The organism is Photobacterium indicum (assembly GCF_003026215.1).
Classification (GTDB): domain Bacteria; phylum Pseudomonadota; class Gammaproteobacteria; order Enterobacterales; family Vibrionaceae; genus Photobacterium; species Photobacterium indicum.
Window position 1 is genome coordinate 218,325 of record NZ_PYOC01000001.1, and the last position, 24,161, is coordinate 242,485.

Genomic DNA, 24,161 nt, shown 5'->3' on the forward strand with positions numbered 1-24,161 from the left:
TCCGCCTCATCAGATTATTTGCAACAGCCCCATACAAGTTGCTGAATTTAGCTATACTTTGAACATACTTGTAATAACAGTCAGCCACAGCTGTAAGGATACGTGCTATGCCGGTCGACTCCGAAAGTCCGCTAGGTCGTGAGCCAGAGCAAACAGCGCAATCAGTACTGAATGTTATTAAAGAACTAGTTAAAGAACTGCGGCAAGGGCAGGAACCCCCTGAGCCGATTCAGCTCGATTGTGATTTTGACCGTGATCTGGGGTTTGACAGCCTTGCCCGTGCCGAGTTGATCCAACGTATAGAACTGCATTTTAAGGTAAACCTGCCCGATCAAACGCTGGCAGTGATAGAAACACCACGGGATTTGTTACGGGAACTGCTAAACGCAGAGAGCCAGGGCACGGCTTTAGTCTCAGAACAAATAATCCGACAGATTAAGCTTGGGGTCGTTGAATCTGTCCCTGAGCATATGGAAACTCTTCAACAAGTTCTTGACTGGCATGTCAAGGCGCATCCGGACCGTCCGCATCTTTATGTTTATCAGAATGCTGATCAGCTAACCGAGATCAGCTATCGGGCATTGCGGGATGAAGCACTGCGGATTGCATCTGGGCTGGTGAAACAAGATGTTGAACCCGGTCAGTGTGTGGCCATTATGCTGCCAACCAGTAATGACTATTTCTACAGTTTTTTCGGGATACTGCTTGCCAGAGCCATTCCGGTTCCTATCTACCCACCTGCACGGCCTTCACAGATAGAAGATCACTTAATGCGTCATGCTCGTATTTTGCAAAATTCTCAAGTGCGTATACTGATCACTGTCCCGGAAGCCAAACCGCTTTCGCAATTGCTTCGGCTTCAGGTACCTTCTATTCAAGCGGTAGTCACGGTTGATGAGTTAAGGCAACTCCCCGGGCCACTCTCAACAGGGGAGGCTCAGAGCACGGATATCGCTTTTTTACAATATACCTCGGGTAGTACCGGAAATCCCAAAGGGGTAGCTCTGACGCATGCCAACCTGCTTGCTAATGTTCGGGCGATGGGCAAAGTGGTGGGTGCCGATTCGAGCGATGTTTTTGTCAGCTGGTTGCCGGTATACCACGACATGGGGTTGATCGGTACCTGGTTCGGCAGCCTTTATCATGCCATGCCCTTGGTGATCATGTCGCCCTTGCAGTTTTTGTCAAAACCTCAGCGTTGGTTGTGGGCGATACATCACCATCGCGGTACCTTGTCACCGGCTCCCAATTTTGCATATGAGTTATGTATCAACAAAATCGACGATGCCGAGCTTGAGGGATTAGATCTCAGCAGCTGGCGGCTGTCATGGAATGGGGCTGAACCGGTCAGCCCCAGTACGATACGTCGCTTTGCTGAGCGATTTGAAAAATATGGCTTTCGCCCTGAAACCATGTCACCGGTTTATGGATTAGCAGAATGCTCGGTTGGTTTGACTTTCCCGACCAGCGTGCGTCTTCCCCTGATTGATCGTATCAGACGAGAACCTATGGAGCGTTTGGGCCGGGCGATTCCGGCAGCAGCCGACGAAACGGATGTTATGCAGGTAGTGGGCTTAGGTCAGCCGCTGCCGGGGCACCAGATCCGTATTGTTGACGAATTTGGCCGAGAGCTACCGGAACGGGAAGAAGGAGGGCTGGAATTTAAAGGGCCTTCTGCTACCCAGGGGTATTATCGGGAACCGGAAAAGACGCAACAGCTGTTTCATGGGGAATGGCTGGATACCGGTGACCGCGCGTATCTGGTCGGTGGCGAGCTGTTTATCACCGGACGGAGAAAAGATATTATTATCCGCGCGGGTCGAAACATATATCCCCATGAGCTGGAAGAAGCCGTGTGCAATATTCCGGGGATCCGAAAAGGCTGCGTGGCGGTATTTGCCAGCCATGATAGCAAGTCCGGCACTGAACGGTTGATTGTACTGGCGGAAACACGTGAAACCGACAAAGCGGAACAACAGCGGCTTCAGCAGGAGGTGAACAATCTTTCTCTGGATCTGCTGGGTAGTCCCCCGGATGAAGTGGTGATCGCACCACCTCATGCCGTCCCTAAAACATCCAGTGGGAAAGTTCGCCACGCAGCATGTAAAGATCTCTATGAGCAAGACAAACTGGATGCCCGCCAACGTGCCGTGTGGTGGCAGACGCTTCGCTTGATGACGGCAGGAATAAAGCCTCAGTTGAGACGCTACTGGCGAATAGTTTCAGATTTTAGTTACGCCGCTTACATGTGGTTGGTTATGGCCGTCATTGCGTCATGTGTATGGTGCCTGGTTGCGGCTATCCCCAATAAACGCTGGTGCTGGTCGGTTACCCGACTTGGTGTTCGTTTACTGATCGGGTTTACCGGAACTAAGATAATGTTTAAAGGACAGGAGAACCTACCTGCCGATACCACCCCCTGCATCTTAGTTGCTAACCATTCCAGCTACCTTGATGGGATGATAATGGCGCTGGTAGCCCCGTCAAAATGTCATTTTGTTGCCAAGGCGGAGCTATTGAAAAATCCTTTCGCCCGCATTTTTCTATCCAAGTTGGATACGGAATTTGTTGAGCGTTTTGATATGCAAAAAGGAGTGATTGATGCCCGGCGGATAGCGGCTAATGCCAGGGGCAACCGCTCCCTGTTCTTTTTTCCCGAAGGAACGTTATATCGAATGCCCGGCCTTCACGAATTTCATATGGGAGCGTTTATTGCTGCGGTCGATGGTGGTCTGCCTGTTGTGCCAATCACCCTTTGTGGTACACGTTCAAAGCTGCGTGGTAATTCTTTGTTTCCCAGGCGGGGAGATATCAGCGTGACGATTGGTAAACCGCTGACTTCGCAAGGGACCGATTGGAATGCAGCCCTCGCTCTGAGGGATCAGGCCAGAACGGAAATTCTGAAACATTGTGGTGAACCGGATTTGGCACACATAGAAAAGTAAGATTAAAACCACGCTGAACAAAGTATTTAACGTAATGAGTGTAATGAGATATTTTTGAGGTTTTGTCGCAAGCTTACTCAATGCTTTATGATTGCAGAACTTTTTCCTACGTAGCGATCGCATGACCATCAAATTCACAGGCCGTCATTTTCCTTCCGAGATCATACTGCAGTCCGTTCGTTACTATCTTTCCTATAAACTGAGCTACCGTGAACTTGAAGAGGTATTGGCAGAGCGTGGCATCAATGTTGAGCTTTGGCATAACGGGCACATGCTAAGTTTAATTGAAATCCTTTCAATCAAGTATCTGAACAATATCGTCGAGCAAAGGCCACATTAGCTGGTATAGAACTGTGGTCGATGATTAAAAATGGGCAACTCGACAACCCTGAAGGCTTATCTATTTGGGAGCAGTTTTATGCTCTAGCAGCCTAATTGTATCTGAAAATCAGTGCGCGTGTAGTTAGACTAAACTTTGCGACAACCCCCCTAAAAGCCACTGAATTCTCGCTGAACATTGCATCTTGAAGTAGTTTGGGTATAGCGTACCAGGCCCTGATAACGACCATTTGGTATGCAATAAACAGAAGGTTCGGAGTTCACCAGAAATCGCCCTAAAACTGTCACAATCTCTCAATTCAGCGTGTAGGAATAGGAATAATTTGCCAAAGGTATATTATGTGTCAGCATAATAATAAACATACGCCGTACGGCACGCGAAAGGCAATTCATTCTGGGAAGATAATCCAGCGACAAAGCATGGCAGCATACTGAGAACCGATGACTTACAAAATTTTGATTGTAGAAGACGACCCTATTATTAGGATGAAGATTAAGGGGCACTTCGCCCAGGCTGGTCACACTGTTTTCGAGGCTGATAACGGTGTTGGGATGAAAGAGATCCTTAACCGCGAGAAAATTGATTTGATCCTGCTGGATATTAACTTACCAGGAGAAGACGGCATACAGCTCACCCGTGACGTGAGGAATACATCTGACATTGCTATCATCATGGTTACAGGCCGAACTGACCCCATCGACCGGATTTTAGGCCTTGAAATGGGCGCAGATGACTATGTAACCAAGCCTGTAGAACCACGAGAGCTGCTGGTACGTGCAAAAAACTTGCTATGGCGTATCCAACTTACCCGTGACGCTTTGGAACAGGCAGAGGTTGCCTGGTCGCAACTGGAAAAGGATGATAGTACATTCCGGTTCCTGGACTTTGAATTTGATGTTGCTCAGCGTCAGCTGTCAAAGGGTCACGATATGGTAAAGCTAACCAAAGCTGAATATGAGTTGCTGGTCGCTTTCATCACGCACCCCAACCGGGTTTTAGGTCGAGACAGGCTTCTAAACCTGATCTCTCATCGAGTTGATACACCGAGCGATCGTACCGTTGACGTTTTGATCCGCCGGCTGAGAAACAAGATGGAAGAAAGCATCAAAAACCCCAAGATTTTTATCACCATACACGGTGAAGGTTACCTCTTTGCGCCTGAGGTCGCTTAGCCCCGTGAATATAACAATAAGAGCCAAGCTTTCATTCATTATGTGCGCCTCATTGCTGACAATGAGTGGTTTTTTTATCACAAGCCTTATGAATACGGAAAAATCTGTTCTTGAGGCGGAACAAAGTAATGTGAGTGTTAAGGTTGCTAAGTTATTGAATGATAATTTAAAGGGCCAGGTTGATACCGTTACCCGCTCCCTTTCCTATTATTATGAGAATTCGAAGCTAGAAAATATCAAGGCAGAATTAGCGACTGATATCACTACGTTTAGAGATGCCATAGACAATATTTATAACAACAGTGACTCTGCGGCCGATGCCGAAACCAGCATTCACGCTTTTATCAATGAATACCGCTGGGACAATGGCCGGTATATCTTTGCCTATGATGCCGCCTCAATAGTGAACAAGGCTAACGGAGCCAACACCAGCATTATCGGCACCAGCGCTTATGACAAAAAAGACACCAATGGCAACTATTACGCACAAAATATTGTCAGTGCAACCAAAGCCAATGCGATTGGCTTTACCAGTTATCACTTCTTAAATCCGGTAACCCAAAAAGTCGAAGAAAAACTGACGGCATCGTTTTACTTCGAACCGCTAAACCTGATTGTTGCAACGGGTGAATACATCAGTACATTAAAGCGAGATGAACTAGAGGCAGCTCTTCATACCATCAGTTCATCTAAATACGGCCAAAATGGCTACTTTTGGGTACAGGACAAGAACGGTAAGATCCTGGCTCATCCCAAGGCCGACATTATCGGTACTGTCATTCCGTCAACAACATCAAGAATTGCCGACAGAATAAAAGGCCAATCCGAAGCCTTTGTTAAAATTGCTTACGAAAATCCGACCACCAAACAAACAGAGAACAAAATTGCCTATGCCAGGAATATTTTTCCTGAATGGGGCTGGACGATTGCTACTGGCACTTATGAGAGCGACATCACTAGCATTCAAGATGGGCTGACTCGCGCTACGGCAGAAATTTTTAATGACAAAGTGTACATGAACATTGCTACTGCCGCTGTACTGCTGATTATTGCTTTGCTGGTCGCAACCTGGTCGATCAATAAGATTGTTAGAGGCTTAGTGATCCTCAAAGAGCGCATTGATACTTTATCGACCGGCGAAGCCGATTTAACATCACGGATTGATATCACGTCACATGATGAGTTGGGCGATATTGGCAAGTCGGTAAACAACTTCATTATTTATCTGCAATCCATGACTCTGGAAATTTCGCAAGCCTCTGCTCATATTACTGACGGTATCAAGCACGCCTCCGAGACGACCGCAAATACCCACAAAGCCAATGACCAAGCACTGCTGTTAAATAATGATGTGCCTGAGGCTCCTGGCAGTATGACAGCGGTAATAAGAAAACTGGCGGCCGGTGATCTTTCTGTCGATATTCCGCGGGGGGAGAGTGACGAGATAGGTCATCTCGCGGATGCAATATCGGTATTTAAGAAAAATGCTTTAGCCTTGCGAGAACACCAGAATGAACTACAAAAACTGGTAGATGAACGTACGACGCAGCTTACAGAGGCCAATAACGCACTAAACAGTGAAGTCGCCAAGCATGCAAAAGCACGAGAACAAGCGGAACAGGCCAACAAAGCCAAATCGTCTTTCCTTGCCCACATGAGCCACGAGATCCGCACCCCCATGAACGGGATAATGGGGACGCTACACCTCCTTGATGATACAACCTTAGACAACGCACAAAAACACTACACTAAAACCATCATTTCATCAGGCGAAATTCTGATGGGGGTACTCAATAATGTCCTGGATTATTCTAAAATCGAAGCCGGGTGTTTCGATATTAATGAAACCAATTTCCGCACCGATTCGATTGTGGGCAATGTTGTCAATATGCTTAAAGCCAGAGCCAAAGAAAAGAACATCACACTAACCTATGCAGTTGCAAGCGATGTCCCAATTTTTTTGCATGGTGACGCCAACAAGATCATCCAAATTCTCACCAATTTAGTGGGTAACGCCATTAAATTTACCAACCTCGGAAGCGTTACAATCCGTGTGCAGCTCAAGGAGCAACTGCCGGAAGACCGTTTTTTGCTCAAGTTTGAAGTTTTAGATACTGGCAAAGGTATCCCTGAAAGAAAGCAGGCTGTTATCTTTGAGCCTTTTGAACAGGTAACTCAATCAGAAGGCGGTACCGGGTTAGGCTTGCCTATCAGCAAGGGGTTCGCCGAGATGCTTGGCGGGGACTTAATGGTGTACAGTGAGCCGGATATCGGTAGCCGGTTTATTCTTACTCTGCCGTTGAATGCCGGCGAGGAAGGCGAACTCATTTCCACAGATGTAACGGTTTCCCTCACTGTCCCGCCATTAAATATTTTGCTGGTAGAAGATAATGAAACGAATGTCCTAGTCGCTAAAGGATTCTTAGACAAGCTTGGTCACAAGGTTGTTGTAGCCATGTCTGGAGAAATGGCACAACGTGCGATGGAGGATCATGATGTCGACATCATCTTAATGGATATTAATCTACCGGATACTGACGGTGTTACGCTGACAGGTAAATTGAGAGAGAAAGCGAATCGCCATATACCCACTATTGCCTTCTCTGCCCATGTTTTCCGGCAAGAAATTGAATCATATCTTGAGGCCGGCCTCGATGGTTTCTTAGGTAAACCAGTACAGTTTAAGCGGATGCAGACTGTTATCGCTAATGTCTATAATGGCCAATCCAGCAAGTTCGATGCAGTTAGGAACATAGATCGGGACGTGGGTAAGGAACCTGCCGTCACTCTTTTTGACCCCTCGGTGCTGGAGAACGATCGGCAGATCCTCGGAGATGGACTAGTGCAGGATATGGTGGCTATGTTTTACGAACGTTCGGCGACTCTGACCCATGAAATAAAAATCCAGAGCTCAGCAAAAGCTCTTGAGTTGCCAGTTCACAGCCTTAAAAGCTCCGCTGGAGCCATTGGCTTAACCGCCCTGAGTAAAGCTTGTGAGGAGCTGGAAATAGCTTGTAAGCAAGGTGCTGATGAGCTGGCGTTAACGAAATTGTCAGCGGCCTTACTTGCTATCTATGCCCCTTCTATCGATAGACTGAAAGAAGAATTTTAAGGAAAAAACAAGGGTGAATGCTGTTTAATGGCATGCCCTTGTTTTATTGCCTCTTTTTTGCAAACTGCACTTACCGTTAACTTGTCCTAATTTTTCCGTATGATTAAGACACCTCTCATAATCAAACATCTCTTACGCCTCGACAAAACGAACTGATTCATAACTAAGTCATTGATATTTAGGCAGCAAAGCCGGCGCGCAATAGCGGGGAAAGGCAATCTGTTCATATTTTTACGCATTTCTTTAATACTTGTTCTCAAAAAAAATGCATGATTTGAATATCAACTGATTGCACGTAAGTTGTTGCATAAGCTGAAAGGAACTTCTGAGACAAGAAGTACTTCTGTTGTATTTTTCGAAGGATAGAAGATATGTCACTACCAAATGTAATTCTAACTGTGCTGAGCAATCGCGACGCAACCGGTTACGATATCACCAAAGAATTCTCGCGCAGCATCGGTTATTTCTGGAAAGCGAGCCACCAACAGGTGTATCGCGAATTGAATAAAATGGCCGACAACAACTTGGCGACCTCCCGACTTGAACCGCAAAATGGCAAACCGGATCGTAAGGTCTACTCCATTACCGAGCTCGGACGACAGGCTCTGTTTGAATGGTTCCAGGAACCTGCTCGCAATCCAAAGATCCGCGATGAGTTCTTGGCCAAATTACTGGTTTGTGGTGTTCATAATTCAGAACCATTGCAAGAACAGCTTGAGGCACTCATTCAAGAGTCTCATTCGCTAATGAACAACTATGATGAACTGGAAAAAATCCACTTCGCGAATTACAAAGAGATGGATCGCCAGTTTCGTCTTGACCGCCTGACCCTGCGCCGCGGCATGCATAACCGCCAGGCGTGGATTAACTGGGCAGAAGAAGTCCTCATTGAACTTAAAGCAATCGAAAGTTCGAAAAGCAGCTGCGCGGGAGAAGTCCGTCTTTGTGGATAGATTTGGTTGCTTCTTATAGCACGAGTGTTTAAAAGGTTGTTGATAATATGTTGAATAATAAAAATGTAGTTCGACAACCGTCATGAATATATTCTCTTTAGCGACGTAATATAAATCTAAAAATAATATTTTTTCAAATGTTGTGTGTAGAACAAAAGGTTCAGCCCTATGAATATAACAATAAAAGCCAAGCTGGCCGCATTGCTATGCGTTCCATTGCTTACCATGAGTGTTTTTTTTATCACAAGTCTTATTAATACTGAAAATTCGGTTCTTGAGGCGGAAAGTAGCAATGTCAGCGTGAAAGTAGCTAAGTTGTTGAATGATAACTTAAAGGGGCAGGTCGATACCGTTACCCGCTCCCTTTCTTATTATTATGAGAATTCGAAGCAAGAAAATATCAAGGCAGAGTTGGCGACTGATATCGCGACGTTTAGAGACACAATTGAAAGTATTTATAACAAAAGTGCTTCTGCGGCCGATGCAGAAACCAGTATTAACGCTTTTATTAACCAATATCGGTGGGACAATGGCCGTTATATCTTTGCGTATGATGCCGCAACGGTTATTAACAAGGCTAATGGCGCCAACGCCAGTATTATCGGCACCAGTGCTTATGATAAAAAAGACACCAATGGCAAATATTATGCTCAGGATATTGTCAGTTCCGCCAAAGCCAATAAAGTTGGTTTCACCAGTTATTATTTCTTGAATCCAAGAACCAAAGATACCGAAGAAAAATTGACGGCATCGGTTTACTTCGAACCGTTGAATCTGGTTATTGCAACGGGTGAGTACATCAGTACCCTAAGGCAAGATGAACTTGAGGCGGCCCTTAAGACCATCAGTTCATCTAAATACGGCCAAAATGGCTACTTTTGGGTGCAAGATAAGAACGGCAAGATCCTGGCTCACCCAAAGGCAGAAGTTATCGGTACTGTCATTCCGGCAACAACATTAAAAATTGCCAACAGCATCAAAGGCCAAACAGAAGCTTTTGTTAAAATCGCTTTCGAAAACCCGGCCACCCAACAGACAGAAAACAAATTTGTCTATGCCCGAAATATTTTCCCGGAGTGGGGCTGGACCATTGCCACGGGCACTTATGAGAGCGACGTCACTAACATTCAAGATGAGCTGACTAACGCGACGGCAGAAATTTTTGGTGACAAAGTGTCTATGAGCATTGCTATTGCCGCTGCACTGCTGGTGATTGCTCTGCTGGTCGCGGCCTGGTCGATCAATAAGATTGTTAAAGGCTTAGTAATGCTCAAAGAGCGCATTGATACTTTATCGACCGGCGAAGCTGATTTAACATCGCGGATTGATATTACGTCACATGATGAGTTGGGCGATATTGGCAAGTCGGTAAACAACTTCATTATTTACCTGCAATCCATGATCCTGGAAATTTCACAAGCCTCTGCTCATATTACTGACGGTATCAAGCAGCTTGATGTGCAGTCAGAGCAAAATAATCAGGCGTTAATTAAGCACGCGTCAGAGACGGATCAAGTCGTCGCGGCCATTACTGAAATGAGCGCAACGGCTGAAACCGTCGCACAGAATGCTACCGAGACAGCCGCTAACACCCAAAAAGCCAATGATGATGCGTTGTTGGCAAAAGACGATGTGCTTGAGGCGTCTGGCAGTATGATTGTTCTGGTGGATGAAGTGGATACGGCATCATCGAGCATTAATACCATGAACGAGAATACTCAGCAGATTGTCAGTGTGCTAGGTGTGATTGGTGAAATTGCCGATCAGACTAACTTGCTGGCGCTCAATGCCGCCATCGAAGCAGCACGCGCCGGAGAGCAAGGACGAGGCTTCGCGGTGGTTGCCGATGAAGTACGATCGCTTGCGGCGCGTACCCAGTCTAGCACCGCAGAAATCAATGAGATCTTAACGACATTGCGTCAGGATGCCTCTAGTGCTGTAGCTGCAATGGAAGTGACGAAAACAAGCTGCGAACGTACAGCTGAAAATGCTGAGCGGGTATCAAACAGCCTGGATGCGGTAACCGGATCCATTGTCGAAATCAATGATCTCAGCACCCAAATTGCAACCGCTTCTGAGGAGCAAAGTTCGGTAACCGAAGAAGTAAGCCGTAATATGAATAACATCCGCGAGATGGTTCAGGAGTTGACCCAAAACGGACAAGCTACGGTAGACAGTACTCAAAGCTTGGCAGCTGCCAACACCCAACTGAACACTCTGGTCAGTAAGTTTAAATTGCAATAGGCTTTTCAAACACAGTAATAAAGACAATTTAGCTTAAACAATCCGCTTATAAAGGCTTCTAAATCTAGAAGCCTTTTTTTATGCCGCTATTTTAAATTATTGTTATCAAGCGGAAGTAATTAACAATATACCAATTACGAGAGCATACACTGCAGGGTGATTCACGCCATCACTAACAGGTATTTCACCTAATTCATACGGGTTAATACTCTCTAAACACCTCACATTGATATCGAATTTCACTGCACCACAATGGCATTGTCCTGTATGAATAGGTTTGAGAACCATTTCTTTGTATCCCCTTATCTGTGTCTGTGTTGACTACAAAATAATGTGTGGCAAGTCGCGCGACATATCTCGAGTCACTTTTGATTTGTCTTCCCTGATCGAAATTCTCCCCGGTTTATCGTTAATTAACCAACTGCCAATGAGGGTATAATAATCACCAAATTTAGGTAAAGGATGGTATGCCTGATAAATCACCCCCAACACGCGAGGTTTGTTTATGCGATGAGAAAAGTAATAAAATAAATGGGTTATAAAGTTCAACGGAAAATAAAGATTATTGTGAATCTAATGTTGCATTTATGATTTTTATAACCTGTTATGTTTAAACAACGAGATCATAACAAGTGAGTACATTATGAAAGTTGTTGTTGAATTCCAAAAAAATGGTATTTATCGAGATCACTACTGGGAAGGATACTTTCACTCTGTCAAAGGTCAGCTGCGTGAAGTTACACCGTCTTATGCGGCACAGTTAATTAAAGAGTCGAAAGCAACGTTGTATGTGAAAGGCTGATAGAACTTATATCAATCTAGATAAGTACCTGATCATTATTACTGGATAAAATTGCTTATATACCCAAGCTACCTCAGTTCTCGCTGAAACGAGCATCTTGAGGTAACTTGAGTATGATCACTGTCACTATCTTTAATTGCACGTTTAGCTACTGTGAAATTGAAGGTACATTGGCAAACTGTGGCAACCATTGACGCTGTGCAGTAAACATTTCAGTAAACATCGCATCAATTTGCTCAAGGGTGCACACTGTCGCCGTTACCGGATCCAAAGCCAGAGCATACCGTGCAGCATCAAGATTACAAGTCAGCGCCGCTTCAACAATTAACTCTTGTACCGCGGTATTGGTTTTGATCAAACTAGCACATTGCATAGGTAACCGGCCCATTTTCTGCGGATGAATCCCTTGGCTATCAACCCAAATCGGAACCTCAACAACACAGTTTTCAGGTAGGTTATCGATCAACAAACCTGCAGACTGGCGATTCGGCACATTACCATTGATTCGTGTCCGTTCACCGCTGACCATCGCGTTAATCAGCTTCGGTGCATTCAGCATATTTGGCTCAATCGTAAACTTTTGTATCCCTGCTAACTGGGCGTCAATTTCAGCTTCACCAGCAGAATGGACTTTTTCTTCCAACGCCAATAAATCCCAGCGCTGAGGAAGGAAATGATTAATCATCTCTTCATTTTTACGGAAATAGGGTAGGTAATCGCTACAGTGCCAGTGGTTTTCGGTACACCAAAAACCAAAAAAATTCAGTACTTCACAGCGCACACCATCAGCAGCGTAGACCTTCGGATTATTAACCAATTCACGGATTTTAGGCTGCATATCCTTGCCATTCGCCATCATTTTGGTTATCCACGTCATGTGATTAATACCCGCGAATTCATAGTCAATATGCGAAGGTACATCGTGGTACATCAGTCGTTGCCAGCGTTCGGGGGTTGAAGGGTGCTCTACCCAGTCGCCTTCGCCTAAGTACCCGACAAGCTGAGCTGCGGTATAGCGCACGCCATAACACAAACCGATAGATTTAATCGGGCTGGAATCTTTTGCTGCCCAAGTTAATGGCGCGAGTGGGTTGGCATAATTGATAAACAACGCCTCGGGGCATACCTCTTCCATGTCTCGCAATATGGTCAACATGGGGGGGATATGGCGTAGAGCGCGGAAGATGCCACCTGGCCCCATGGTATCGCCAACTTCTTGTATTACACCGTACTTGGTCGGAATCTGCATATCCAGTCGCCACGGCTCTAAGCCTCCAACCTGAATGGCATTAATCACAAAGTCAGCACCAGTCAACGCCTGACGCCTATCTGTGGTCATACTGATCCGAGCACGAGTATTAGCCTGCTCAGCCATTTTACTAATCAGCTGGTGGCTTCTTTTAAGTACCTCGGGATCGATATCCATCAACACCAAGTCAATATCGTTCAATGCCGGATAAGAGAGTAAGGCTGAAGTAATCTGACGGGTGAACATCACACTACCCGCACCGATAATGGTTATTTGAGTCATATCTATACCTTATTAAAAAGTAACCGTCGCCATGATCCTATGTGCTGTTTTAACAGCATGCTATGGACCATTAACGAAACAAGAATGGTGACGCCGTAGATTAGGCGAGTCCAAAAACCCGCCAATCCGGCACTGATGATCCCGGCTTCTAAAATACCGATAATGCAGGCACCAAACAGTGTGCCCATCAAGGTGCCGCGCCCGCCGAGAACAGAGGTGCCACCAATGAATACCGAGGCAAAAACCAATAGCATGTAACCCTGCCCCTGATTAGGCCACCAGCTACTCATCTCAAGGCTGACAAATACTCCGACGAAGGCCGACATCGCGCCCATCAGCATAAATAACAACAAGCGAGTCTGTTCAACCGGCACTCCCATTACTTGTGCTGCTGTCGGGTTATCACCAATAAAATTGACGTTATCACCAAAAACATGGTGTGAAAGGAGCAGCCAGAGCAAGAAAATTACCAGCAAGGCCCATAACATCTGAGCAGGAATCACTTCGGCAATACGGCCAACCATCAGAGTGTGAATCCAACTGTCACGAATTTGCGGAATACTCAGGGCGAGACCGTCAGCCAAAACGGTTGTCAGGCCACCCAGAAAAAACTGGGTGCCGATGGTTGCAATGATCGAAGGAATACGAAAATAGACCACCAGTATTCCGTTCAAGATGCCACAAGCTAAACCTGCAGCAATCGCACATCCGAGGGCCAACAGAGTGGAGTTTGTCGCCTGAAAGATGGCAGAGAAAACGAAGCCTCCCAGCGCGACAACCGCGGGGAAACTCATGTCGATTTCACGCGCGACAATGAGCAACGTCAAAGCAAAAGCCAGCATAGCCGTGAAAGGAATTGTCGACATGAATGCGGTGTAAATACGGCCATGTAGGAAGGTTTCTGGGCTACACACCGTAAAGAGTGCCCATAAGGCAACAAGGATTAGTGCAGTCAATGATGGAACACGGTGACGAGTAATAATAAATGAATTCATCATGCTCCCTGTCTTACAGCATCTAACAGTGCCAACTGTAACGAAGACTGGGTCATTTCTGATTTTCGGTATTCAGCGACCATACTGCCGCGATCCATTACTACAAATCGGTCAGCAACCCGATAGGCGTCATTCATGTTATGGGTGATTAACAGGCATGCTCTGCCTTGCGATTTCAATGTTTCAATAAAGCACAACACTTTTTCGACCTCGCCCAACGATAACGCCGTGGTCGGCTCGTCTAATATCACCACCCGAGCATCAAATAACATGGCACGACCGATGGCCAATCCCTGACGCTCACCGCCTGATAGTAAACTCACGGGGGCATCGATATTGGCTCCGACCCCACGAAAGTCTAATTTCTTGAGGAGCAGAGCGGCCTGACGACGCTCTTCTTTGTGATCAATAAACCCCAGCCTGTTACGAAGATGCCGGCCAAGAAACAGATTACGCCAAACGCTCTGCTGTTCGCCGAGAGAACCAGACTGATAGACAGTTTCAATGCCTAATTGACGGGCATGTCGTACCGTATAGTGATGAGTCGGCACCTTCTCACCACTAATCATTAACTGACCACTTTCAATTTGCTCGGCACCAGCAATCAACTTGATGAGGGTTGATTTTCCGGCTCCGTTATCACCGAGCAAAGCACATACCTCACCACGATGAAGTGAAAAGTTAATATCTTTTAACGCGTGGACTTGGCCAAACCATTTGTTCAGCCCTGTCAACTCAAGCACTCGATCCGCCATTAACGAATGCCTTTTGCTGCCAAGGGCGCAATAAAATCGATATTATTCTGGCTGACAAATCCAGCGCCAGTATTGATATCTAGACCAGAAAAACCATAACGTTTGCTCAATACAACCTGTACCACAGACAGGTAACCCATCAGATATGGCTGACTATCGGCAACAAGCTGGACGTAATCTGTTTTAATTGCATCTGCAGTTGCTGGCGAAAGGCTAAAGCCTGCAACATACAGCTCTTGTGGGCGAATACCTGCATTACGCAAGAAGTTCCCCATTTGTGAGGTAAGCGCTCCATGATCCACCATAATCAGCTTTACATTCGGATTGCGTGCTAGGTAAGCCGTGATTACATTGGTTCCCAGAGAAGGGTCTTTATCTGTTTCTGGTGAGATTTGAAGAAAATCGACGGCTAAACCTGCTTCTTCAAGAGTGCTGATCAGCCCACGTGTTGAATCACTACGCTCGGCAATATCTTTGATCCCCCAGACCATAGCTTGGTCACCTGCCTTGAACTGACCGCGACGTAATGCTTCTTTGGCCAAGTGAATACCGCGTGCAGCGTTACTCACTCCGACATAGCCAAATCCTTTACTCTGTTCATTTGCCATCGTGGCTGGAAGGGCAGTATCAACTGACGTAACTTGAATGCCTTTGCTAAATGCTTCATTAACCAAATTTTCGTAGGCACTGTCACCAGGGTGGCCCATTACAACAATACCCGTCGGTTTGGCAGCCAATGCCAGCTTGAAATTTTCAATCATTTTTTGCGGTTGCCAATCTGAGTACATTACGCGTAGATCGACCCCTAAATCATCCGCCGCCTGTGTCGCTCCATTTTGAACAACTGTTGCGTATGGTCCTCCTACTGGTCCACCGACATCAAACCAAATTGACATGTCCTTTCCTGACGGAGAAGCCATTGCTGTTGAAGCGGATAACGAGAAAATAGCTGAAAATAGAACAGCCAATATAGCTTTTTTTGATTTGCCAGATAAAATTCCACAAATACTCATAATAACAATACTCCTGATTGGTATATGTACAGGTTGCACATGATACGCCTTGAGTATTAATGTTTGTTTAAAAGAATATTCTTTTTATGATTTCCGTCTCATTTAGTAGAAGTTATTGATAATATAGAATAAATATAAACATGGTAGGCTTACATAGCGGCAACATTTTGCGGTGAAACTACTTTGCAAGAGAGCTCTGAAGTTTTATTCGCGTAGCTAAATCATGCCGCATTAATTGTGTATAGAGCTTATGGCTTTGTATGATATTTACACTGTAAAGCAAATGAAAATTTAACCACGTCTCAGTATCTCTTCTTTCCCTAAAGCTAATCTAGCGATTCATGAACATCCCTCAATTACAATAGAAACATTTCATTCCTGAGCTCATTTTTTGGTGCCTTTGTTGGTATTGAGCCTGATCACGTCTTATCACTCTGGTTTGCAACAAAACACGTATTTATTCGATAAGTTACTAGAGGGGGATTAAATTAAAAAACACAATGTACTTCACAGTATATTTTATACTAAATAGTATTATTCTTATTGTGTTAATCAATCAGATGTGTGAAAAAGATGCTTATAGACCACTTTAATCATAGCCATGCCCCTTTCATTTTAGATGACAAAGCAGTGAGTGAGTTATTACCCAAACTAGATGTTCAATCGCTCATGAAAGAGTTGTTTATCGCGATCGAAAATCAAAAGGCGGTTCAGCCAAATCAAACACTCACCCCTTTTCCTGATGATAAAGGGGACTACATTACTTACTTGGGTACGTTAGCCGATGAAGGTGTATTTGGCGCTAAACTTTCGCCATATATAGTGACAGAAACTACGCCGATTATTACTGCATGGACGAATTTGATGTCGATGAAGACCGGGCAACCACTAATGTGGTGTGATTCTGGACAACTGACGGTAGAAAGAACGGCAGGAACAACAGCCCTCGCGATTGACTGCCTTGCACCTCAACAAAGCCAACAATTGGCTATGGTCGGGGCTGGTAATGTTGCATTAGCTCATCTTCGTCATGTGTTAGATCTGCGTAATTGGAAAACCATTCATGTTTTCGCGCCAGAATTAAGTGACGATTTAGAACGCCAAGCGAGCGTTTGTGCTATGGACTCAAGAATTGAAATATCAACTTCTGTTATGGATGCGACAAACCAAGCGGATGTCATCATGCTTTGCACCTCTTCAGCGACACCAGTGATTACCAAAGCGCATGTAAAGGCATCGGCACTGATCACTTCTATAAGTACCAATGCAGTGAACGCCCATGAAATTCCACCGGAAATGCTTAATGATATCGACGTTTATTGTGATTACAAAGAAACGACACCGGGCAGTGCGGGAGAAATGTGTTTAGCGGTCAAATTACACGATTGGGATACCAATAACATAGTCGGAGACCTTGCAGATCTTGTTTCTGGAAAGTGTGATATGCCTGATTATAAAAGACCTGTTTTCTTCCGTTCAATTGGGTTGGGGCTGGAGGATGTTGCGATCGCTTATGGCATTTGGCAACAAGCTCTTAAAGGTGAGTAACCTAAAATACCAGTTACTTTTAGACCATCATTAATAAAGGATATGCTATGAAAATCAAAGAGTTTGGTGTCGAAATCTGGATGAACGAATATGAAAATAGCTGTGTCTATAATTTAGCAGAAACGTGTGTGGAGTCATTGAAGGTCGAGCAGCTACTCGATATGTCGGGTAAGAAAGATTGTATCATCGACGAACTGTTACCCATGAAGCTGACATATGGTGCGATTGAAGGCTCTGATCGACTTCGTGATAATGTGACCACGCTTTATCATAACCAGAAGCGCAGCAATATATTGATCACCCATGGTGCAATTGGAGCGAATGCGCTGATTCATGAAACCTTAATTGAACCGGGTGATCGCGTCGTATCTGTACTTCCTACCTATCAGCAGCATTACTCGATCCCAGAAAGCTATGGCGCAGACGTGCAGGTGCTAAAGCTGAAAGAAGAAAACCAATTTTTACCCGATTTAGAACAGCTACAAAAACTCACGACGCAAAATACTCGCCTAATTACTATCAATAACCCTAATAACCCAACAGGGGCATTAATGGATGAAAGTTTATTAAAGCGAATTGTAGACATTGCTCGAGCTTGTGACGCATATATCTTGTGTGATGAGGTGTATCGAGGCACCGATGCTGAAGGTAATGGTTTTACGGCTTCGATAGCCGATCTATACGAGAAGGGGATCAGCACGGCAAGCATGTCGAAGTCGTTTTCCTTGGCTGGATTAAGACTTGGTTGGATTGCAGCCCCTGAAGAGCTGATTGAAAAAGTCTGCATTCACCGTGATTACAATACGATAAGCGTTGGCATGTTGAATGATCACTTTGCTTGTATTGCGTTAGAGTGTCGTGACGCTATCTTGCAAAGAAGTCGCGATATTTGTCAAACCAACCGAGCAGTGTTGGATGCTTGGGTCAAGAATGAACCACTTATTAGCTATGTAAAGCCAACATCGGGAACGATAGCGTTACTAAAATATGATTTGGACATGTCATCGCGCGACTTTTGCGTGAAGTTACTTGAATCAAAAGGGGTGATGTTTACGCCCGGAAGTGTATTAGAAATGGAAGGGTATGTACGGATAGGTTATGCCAACAACCCGCAAGTGCTAAAAGAAGGGTTGAAGAAGGTTTCTGAGTTTCTTGCTGAAATATCACACTAAGATATTGAAATTCATGCCCTTAGCTTCTAGAGGGCATGATTGTTATTTTTGACGTGCTTTTTTGATCTCACGTAAATAATTGAAGACTGTCGCACGTCCCATACTTAATACATTAGCAATATAATCCGCTGAACTTTTTCCTTTGAAAGCCCCTTCATCAAACAGTGCCTCAACTAACAACCGCTTCTCTTGTTGTGACAATGAATAGATAGTTTGATGTTTACTTGCGAGCCAAGCATGAATAAAGCTATTTACTTTATCTTGCCAGTCATCATGAAATAATTTTTCAGGTTGTGGGATGAGGTTTTTGATCGGCAACAATAGAGCTAATGCTTCTTGCGCGGCTTCTACTGGTGCTGTATTCATATTGATACATAACATGCCGATTGGAGTATTTTTTGCGTCTCTCAGCACCACACTCGTTGAGCATATCTTTTTGCCATCCCAATTTAGTTTTTCATAGGGACCAATTACCGTTTCCGCTTGATCGAAATTAACGTCTTCTAACGAGGACGGGTCACCTATTTTTCGTTTAGAGATATTATTGGCAATATAGACCACGCTCTGACTGTCCAGATCGTGAATAATGACTTCAACATAATCTGAAAACAGTAGGGTAATACCATCGGCAACGGCTGCATATTGTTGCAACAATATGTCTGCATTTTTAACGCTTTTACTTTGTTCCATCGTGATAACACTATTCAATATTTACTGACAGAATACTACCTAGCTAACGTTGTTTTGTATAGCTTCACTCCTCTATTTCCAGAGAGGCTTAACTCAGTATTAATTGGGGCCTAATTAGTTTATAAACATAATCAAACTCATCTGATAGCTGATACATTTCATTAATGATACCGCCTGCCATATGAGCATGCCCGCCACCAAAGCCAACCCCTGAATTATTGAGTGCACTTCGAACGATATTTGCTACGTTATTTTTAGAGCATTCAGAGCGTAAAGATAGAAACGTTTTCTCTCGACTTCTGGCACTCAAAACGACTAAGTCGATTTCATCTACACCTAATAAGAAATCACCTAATACTCCGAGCATATTCTTAGGGCACCCATCAGGTAATACCGCAAATGCACAGTTTTTTTCTCTTTTCATCGTGGCTAATAAAGCATCGAATAGCTTGAGTTCATGAAATTCAAGTTGATTCCTACATATTCGATTTACTAATTGCATATCAGCTTTAGATTGAAGCTGAAGTAATGCTCGTATATCTGCAGTGCTAACAGCTCTAGTAAAACTTGCTGTATCAAATGTCAATCCTACTAATAAAGCCGTTGCAATTTTCTTCGGGATATCAATAGAAAAGTGATTGAAGTACTCAACCATAATCGTTGCGGTTGAGCCATAGTCTGGCCTGATATCTGAATACCAAACAAACTCCGGAGCTTTTACTTGGTGGTGATCGATTACACCTACTTCTAAACCCGGTAAATCGGCAACGTTTTTTTCTCCAGTACAACCATCGACAACAATGATCTTATCGTTGGGTTTGAGTGACAGTTGGTGAGGTTTAACGGTGGGAATATCTAGCCAACCAATAAGATTACGCAAAGAAACTCTATCAATGTAGCCTTGGTAGGAGATAAAAGGAGAAAAGCCTTTTTTTCTTAAAAGGTAAGCGAGAGCATATGCCGAGGCAATTGCATCATGATCAGGAAAGTCATGAGCCTGAACGATAATACGCTCACACCCGCGTAAACGTTCTAGAAACGTTTCAAAGTTGGATAAAATAATAAATGCCTCTTACGTGTCATTTGGTTTTATTCGCTGGACTTAGCGAACCTTTCAACTCTTCCATTGTCTTGAATTAATATTCACGCCCAACTTAGATATTTTCAAATTTATCAATTCTCGAAAATTGGTCTCTCAGTATATAAATAGCTAATTCAGATAGGAATTAAACACAATGACATGAATTATTACAATGCTGCTCCACAGTTAACAATGATTATGTTGACAAGTATCTCATTATGAAAAATACATCTTGTGTGGGTCTAGCTGAATATATATGTTACACAATGCGTGTAACATCAATACCATATGGAATTTCAATCGAATGAATCGAAATCGCATCACTTCTTATTTTCTTTTATCTTTGGCCTCTGCCTTTAGTTATGCTAATCCAGCGACACAGTTTGAGTTCTCTAATACGAATCATGGAACTGTTTGTTCTTCTAATGCTGACGTATGGTTGCTTGGTGGTGAATTAAAAGTCGATGCGCCTATTTCATTAAATGGGAAGGCGATTACGAGAGAAAGTAAAAATATATCCTCTAATACTGTGGCAAGCCTTAATGGTACGCCGGAAATTAATGCTCAATATTTAATGACCAATTCTATCGGGTGTATGAAAACAGATGATCCGATCGCTTTAGTTGGTGCTATTGCTTCGCTCTATGAAAAGCAGCACACAATGTTAAGTAGTACAGATATCCCTACGTCAATCTTGGAACCAGAGTTACCAGTAGCACCAGCCATAATAAAAGATCAGTTTGAAACTAAAACTCAATTTGAAGCGCGTGTAGAAACGTTGCGTGAAGAACGCCAAAAACAAATAGCGAATATCCAACAGAAATATCGCCAAGATGTAGAGGCCAGAAATAATAAGATACGAGCTTTACAGGCTGATGCGAATTTAAGAAAAGACAATTTAGAGAATCAGAAATTACAGTTGGTCGCACGCGCGTTTCGAGATGTGATGGGCAAACCTATCGTTACAGCGACAAGCTACGATGCAGAAAACAATCAAATGCACCTTTTGTTTAAAGCATCAAACCAAGATTACCAACGAAATATTGTACTCAATGTACCATTAGAGCAAGCAAGAGAAGTCTATGCCAATATAGAACAACTCGACCTTTCTTTGATTTATACTTATAACAATGATCAGTTAGAACTCGTTAATATCACAGGTAAATACAATAAAAATCAATTTTCAGGTGATGTGGCTCAAAGCCAATATCAACCTGAAGCTTTAACCGTAAAGTTGAATGATAAAATAAGCGAAAGCGCACAACCTCAAATAGAAATGCAAAACCCAAACCTTATTGATGCATTTGAAGTTGACTCGCGACTATCGGTTACTGATAAAAGTGCAGCCGATGAACTTGAAGTACTATTAAGTAAAACAGTACCCGCTGAAGTAAATAAATCGTCTTGGTTTTTTAACCTTTCGATTGAAAATTATGCGAACTCAGACCAAATCGCCTATGCTCGCCAAAGTGGCGAAGTGATGTCTAAAGTTGCGACCCAGGTTCTTGGCGTGCCAGAACGCCACGTTTATGAACTTATAGACAGAGACGCGACCAGCGGAGCAATTAAAGATAAATTACGCCTTATGCTAGACAATGTAGCTGAAGGCGATACCGTTTACTTCTACTACAATGGCCATGGCATTCCTGCCATTCCAGACAATGACCCTTATATCCTTCCTCAAGATAAAATTCCTGATTACATTACCGATGATCCATTCTTCAAACTGGATAACGTGTATCGCACACTATCTAACAGTAAAGCAGGAAAGGTTGTGGTGATGGTCGATAGTTGCTTTAGCGGCGCTACCGATGGTGTTTCTGTCATTAAAGGCGTTGCAGCTTCACGCCTTGCACCGAAAAAAGTCAGTATTGATCCAGAACGTATGGTGGTATTAACCGCTGGGCGTGATAAAGAATATTCTAATATGTACCAAGAAAAAGGTCATCGTTTATTCAGCTACTTCCTCATGAAATCCATTATCGAAGGGAACCGAGATATTCATGCGCTTTATCAAAATGTTTATGACGAGGTAAAGTCAGCATCATTTGAAATGGGTGATCTTAAACGTCAGCATCCAACGATCAGTGGTAATCAAACTATCTCACTTTAGTATTTATTCGATTGATTTTATAACCAGATTTTATTTATAACCAAGCACCGATTAATAGGCTTATTACATGTTTAAAAAATCTATCATCGCAACCACTATGTTGCTGGCATCATCCACTGTATTTGCGGCTGATATTGACAATACAAATCTAGATATTTCATTTCAAGGCGCACACTTTCAAGGTGCCGGTAATCAAATATCCATGCTACGCGTACCCGTCACCAATAAAGAAACGGGTAAAACTCAGTTTTTCGATATGAGCGCTCAGTTTGCAGCAGATAAGAACGGTAATTTAATATTCAAGAAAATGAGTTCAGTAAAATCTGTTGCTTTTGCGAGTGCGAATCAGTTAGTTGCAGGGCATTATATCGATACCAGTGGTAGGAGTTGGTATGTGGACGGTCCTTCTGCTGGTGCCGATGGTAGATTAGTGTGGGTTATTCAAATGCCATATGTTAGTGGGACATCTTACAATGCTCAAGTTATGAGTGGTTCTTTTTCTGAAAATGAGCTTACTAAAGGTTTAAGCGGTAGTGATAAGTTAGCAAAAAAAGCTTCAGCACTTAATTATGGTGTTATAGGTGGTGATGACATTGCAAGTGCAGCTCAATCTGGAAAAATGATATCTCTAGTTCGTTATTCAAGTAAAGGTGTCCCTGACCGCAATTGGACATTACGTATGACCCCTGAGCCAGAAAAAGAAGACTAATGAGAAAGTTAGTTTTATTAAGCGTACTTATAAGCTCTTGGGCTATCGCCTCCCCATCTTGGTATGGAGAGGTACCTTCTAACACGACACTAAATTACGGTTTCGGTGAAGGTAGCTCATACCAGCAAGCTAAAGAAATGGCCTATCACGATTTAGCTAAATCGATAGAGAGTCGTGTTGTAGGAAAAGTCTCGTCAGGTAAAGAATATAAAGATGGAAAGCTAAGTAAAACTGCAAGCTCACAAAAAACATCGGTATCTGACATTGTGTTTCGCAACAACGTTACCGTGAATAAAAGTGAGCAAGTCGAGGGTGTGTTCTATTTGCAAGTTCAATACGATCCAGAGTCATTCGCGCAAAAGCTCGATAAATGGCTTAAGCAAGCAGAATGCAAACCATCACTTCACCCTTACTGGCAGCAAACCAACTTACTTCAAAACTGGGTATCACAATACAACTGCCTACCGAATGTAGAGATCGAACGGTTTGCGGGCGGCTGGCAACTCACCCATAACGCAGGGCACTTAGTATTGCCAGAGGCACAATATAGCCATCTGTTTTTTAATCAGTCAGCAGATTCTCTGTCTATCAAATCAACCCAAACTCGTCTTAAGCAAGGAGAGTATTATTTCATTAATCTAGAGACTGATTCATCAGGTTACTTGTCTCTGTTTCAGGTTTATGAAGATGGCAGTACTGGCGTGCTAATAGAAAATAAAAAGGTTGAATCAAATAGTAATATAGAGTTCCCAAACAGAAATGAATACGACGGTATTGAAGCTTTGCTAAGTGAGAACCAAGAAACGTATGACACAAATATAGCGCTTTTATGCCACCAAAAAATTGATACTTCTCGTTTTGAAAAACTAGATGAAACCCGCCTATCTACTGATACTCCCGGCTTTGGTCTCATTCTTAAATACCTACCTAATTGTACTTACACAATGGAACGCTTATCCATTAAGAAGTAACAGGGACGAAATAAA

The 24,161-nt window shown here is 43.7% G+C and carries 18 protein-coding genes and 2 pseudogenes; 12 read left to right on the top strand and 8 right to left on the bottom strand.

The window, feature by feature from the left end:
• Positions 1-107: 107 nt before the first annotated feature.
• From C9J47_RS00920 to C9J47_RS00945, 6 genes and pseudogenes are all read left to right on the top strand, one after another.
• Positions 108-2,945 carry an AMP-binding protein gene (locus tag C9J47_RS00920; protein ID WP_107251830.1) on the top strand — a complete coding sequence of 946 codons (2,838 nt, stop codon included), beginning with the start codon at positions 108-110 and terminating at the stop codon, positions 2,943-2,945.
• A gap of 121 nt (positions 2,946-3,066) precedes the next feature.
• Positions 3,067-3,198, top strand: a pseudogene (locus C9J47_RS27255) (IS6 family transposase); the annotation flags it as partial.
• Between the two features lie 527 nt (positions 3,199-3,725).
• Positions 3,726-4,457, top strand: coding sequence for a two-component system response regulator TorR (torR, locus tag C9J47_RS00930; protein WP_107251831.1), 732 nt, complete (start codon positions 3,726-3,728; stop codon positions 4,455-4,457).
• Between the two features lie 88 nt (positions 4,458-4,545).
• Entirely contained in the window at positions 4,546-7,569 is a 3,024-nt protein-coding gene (locus C9J47_RS00935; protein ID WP_245903235.1) for a cache domain-containing protein, read from the top strand.
• 371 nt (positions 7,570-7,940) lie between these two features.
• A complete protein-coding gene (locus C9J47_RS00940; RefSeq protein WP_107242600.1) occupies positions 7,941-8,522 on the top strand; it encodes a PadR family transcriptional regulator in 582 nt (193 codons plus the stop codon).
• Positions 8,523-8,690: 168 nt separating this feature from the next.
• Entirely contained in the window at positions 8,691-10,766 is a 2,076-nt protein-coding gene (locus C9J47_RS00945; RefSeq protein WP_107251833.1) for a methyl-accepting chemotaxis protein, read from the top strand.
• A 105-nt stretch (positions 10,767-10,871) separates the two neighbouring features.
• Here the strand turns inward: C9J47_RS00945 and C9J47_RS00950 are convergent, their stop codons facing one another.
• Positions 10,872-11,054: a hypothetical protein gene (locus C9J47_RS00950; protein WP_107251834.1), complete on the bottom strand. Its 183-nt coding sequence runs from the start codon at positions 11,052-11,054 to the stop codon at positions 10,872-10,874.
• 33 nt (positions 11,055-11,087) lie between these two features.
• A pseudogene (locus C9J47_RS00955) lies at positions 11,088-11,246 on the bottom strand (glutathionylspermidine synthase family protein); the annotation flags it as partial.
• A gap of 163 nt (positions 11,247-11,409) precedes the next feature.
• On the opposite strand from C9J47_RS00955, the gene C9J47_RS26960 reads away from it, so the two are divergent.
• Positions 11,410-11,568, top strand: coding sequence for a hypothetical protein (locus tag C9J47_RS26960; protein WP_170107407.1), 159 nt, complete (start codon positions 11,410-11,412; stop codon positions 11,566-11,568).
• Positions 11,569-11,716: 148 nt separating this feature from the next.
• Here the strand turns inward: C9J47_RS26960 and melA are convergent, their stop codons facing one another.
• The 4 genes from melA to C9J47_RS00975 are packed head-to-tail and all read right to left on the bottom strand — an operon-like array spanning position 11,717 to position 15,862.
• Positions 11,717-13,099 carry an alpha-glucosidase/alpha-galactosidase gene (melA, locus tag C9J47_RS00960; RefSeq protein ID WP_107251835.1) on the bottom strand — a complete coding sequence of 461 codons (1,383 nt, stop codon included), beginning with the start codon at positions 13,097-13,099 and terminating at the stop codon, positions 11,717-11,719.
• A gap of 2 nt (positions 13,100-13,101) precedes the next feature.
• Entirely contained in the window at positions 13,102-14,094 is a 993-nt protein-coding gene (locus C9J47_RS00965; RefSeq protein WP_107251836.1) for an ABC transporter permease, read from the bottom strand.
• Positions 14,094-14,849, bottom strand: coding sequence for an ATP-binding cassette domain-containing protein (locus C9J47_RS00970; RefSeq protein WP_107251837.1), 756 nt, complete (start codon positions 14,847-14,849; stop codon positions 14,094-14,096). Before C9J47_RS00970 ends, C9J47_RS00965 begins: the two co-directional genes overlap by 1 nt.
• Positions 14,849-15,862 (bottom strand): sugar ABC transporter substrate-binding protein, encoded by a 1,014-nt coding sequence (locus C9J47_RS00975; protein WP_107251838.1) that lies wholly within the window; start codon positions 15,860-15,862, stop codon positions 14,849-14,851. The genes C9J47_RS00970 and C9J47_RS00975 overlap by 1 nt, the downstream gene beginning before the upstream one ends.
• A gap of 573 nt (positions 15,863-16,435) precedes the next feature.
• Between C9J47_RS00975 and C9J47_RS00980 the strand changes: the two genes are divergently transcribed.
• Together C9J47_RS00980 and C9J47_RS00985 are read left to right on the top strand one after the other, a co-directional pair.
• Positions 16,436-17,410 (top strand): ornithine cyclodeaminase family protein, encoded by a 975-nt coding sequence (locus tag C9J47_RS00980; RefSeq protein WP_107251839.1) that lies wholly within the window; start codon positions 16,436-16,438, stop codon positions 17,408-17,410.
• A 47-nt stretch (positions 17,411-17,457) separates the two neighbouring features.
• The gene (locus C9J47_RS00985; protein WP_107251840.1) at positions 17,458-18,582 is read left to right on the top strand and encodes an aminotransferase; all 1,125 of its coding nucleotides are present in this window, start codon (positions 17,458-17,460) and stop codon (positions 18,580-18,582) included.
• Between the two features lie 42 nt (positions 18,583-18,624).
• Here C9J47_RS00985 and C9J47_RS00990 read toward each other — a convergent pair whose 3' ends face one another.
• Together C9J47_RS00990 and C9J47_RS00995 are read right to left on the bottom strand one after the other, a co-directional pair.
• Entirely contained in the window at positions 18,625-19,272 is a 648-nt protein-coding gene (locus C9J47_RS00990; protein WP_107251841.1) for a helix-turn-helix transcriptional regulator, read from the bottom strand.
• Positions 19,273-19,360: 88 nt separating this feature from the next.
• Positions 19,361-20,335, bottom strand: coding sequence for a DHH family phosphoesterase (locus tag C9J47_RS00995; protein WP_107251842.1), 975 nt, complete (start codon positions 20,333-20,335; stop codon positions 19,361-19,363).
• Between the two features lie 322 nt (positions 20,336-20,657).
• Between C9J47_RS00995 and C9J47_RS01000 the strand changes: the two genes are divergently transcribed.
• The 3 genes from C9J47_RS01000 (at position 20,658) to C9J47_RS01010 (ending at position 24,146) form a co-directional block, all read left to right on the top strand.
• A complete protein-coding gene (locus C9J47_RS01000; RefSeq protein ID WP_107251843.1) occupies positions 20,658-22,466 on the top strand; it encodes a caspase family protein in 1,809 nt (602 codons plus the stop codon).
• 67 nt (positions 22,467-22,533) lie between these two features.
• The gene (locus tag C9J47_RS01005; RefSeq protein ID WP_107251844.1) at positions 22,534-23,175 is read left to right on the top strand and encodes a hypothetical protein; all 642 of its coding nucleotides are present in this window, start codon (positions 22,534-22,536) and stop codon (positions 23,173-23,175) included.
• Positions 23,175-24,146 carry an LPP20 family lipoprotein gene (locus C9J47_RS01010; protein ID WP_107251845.1) on the top strand — a complete coding sequence of 324 codons (972 nt, stop codon included), beginning with the start codon at positions 23,175-23,177 and terminating at the stop codon, positions 24,144-24,146. The genes C9J47_RS01005 and C9J47_RS01010 overlap by 1 nt, the downstream gene beginning before the upstream one ends.
• The last annotated feature ends 15 nt before the right edge of the window (positions 24,147-24,161 follow it).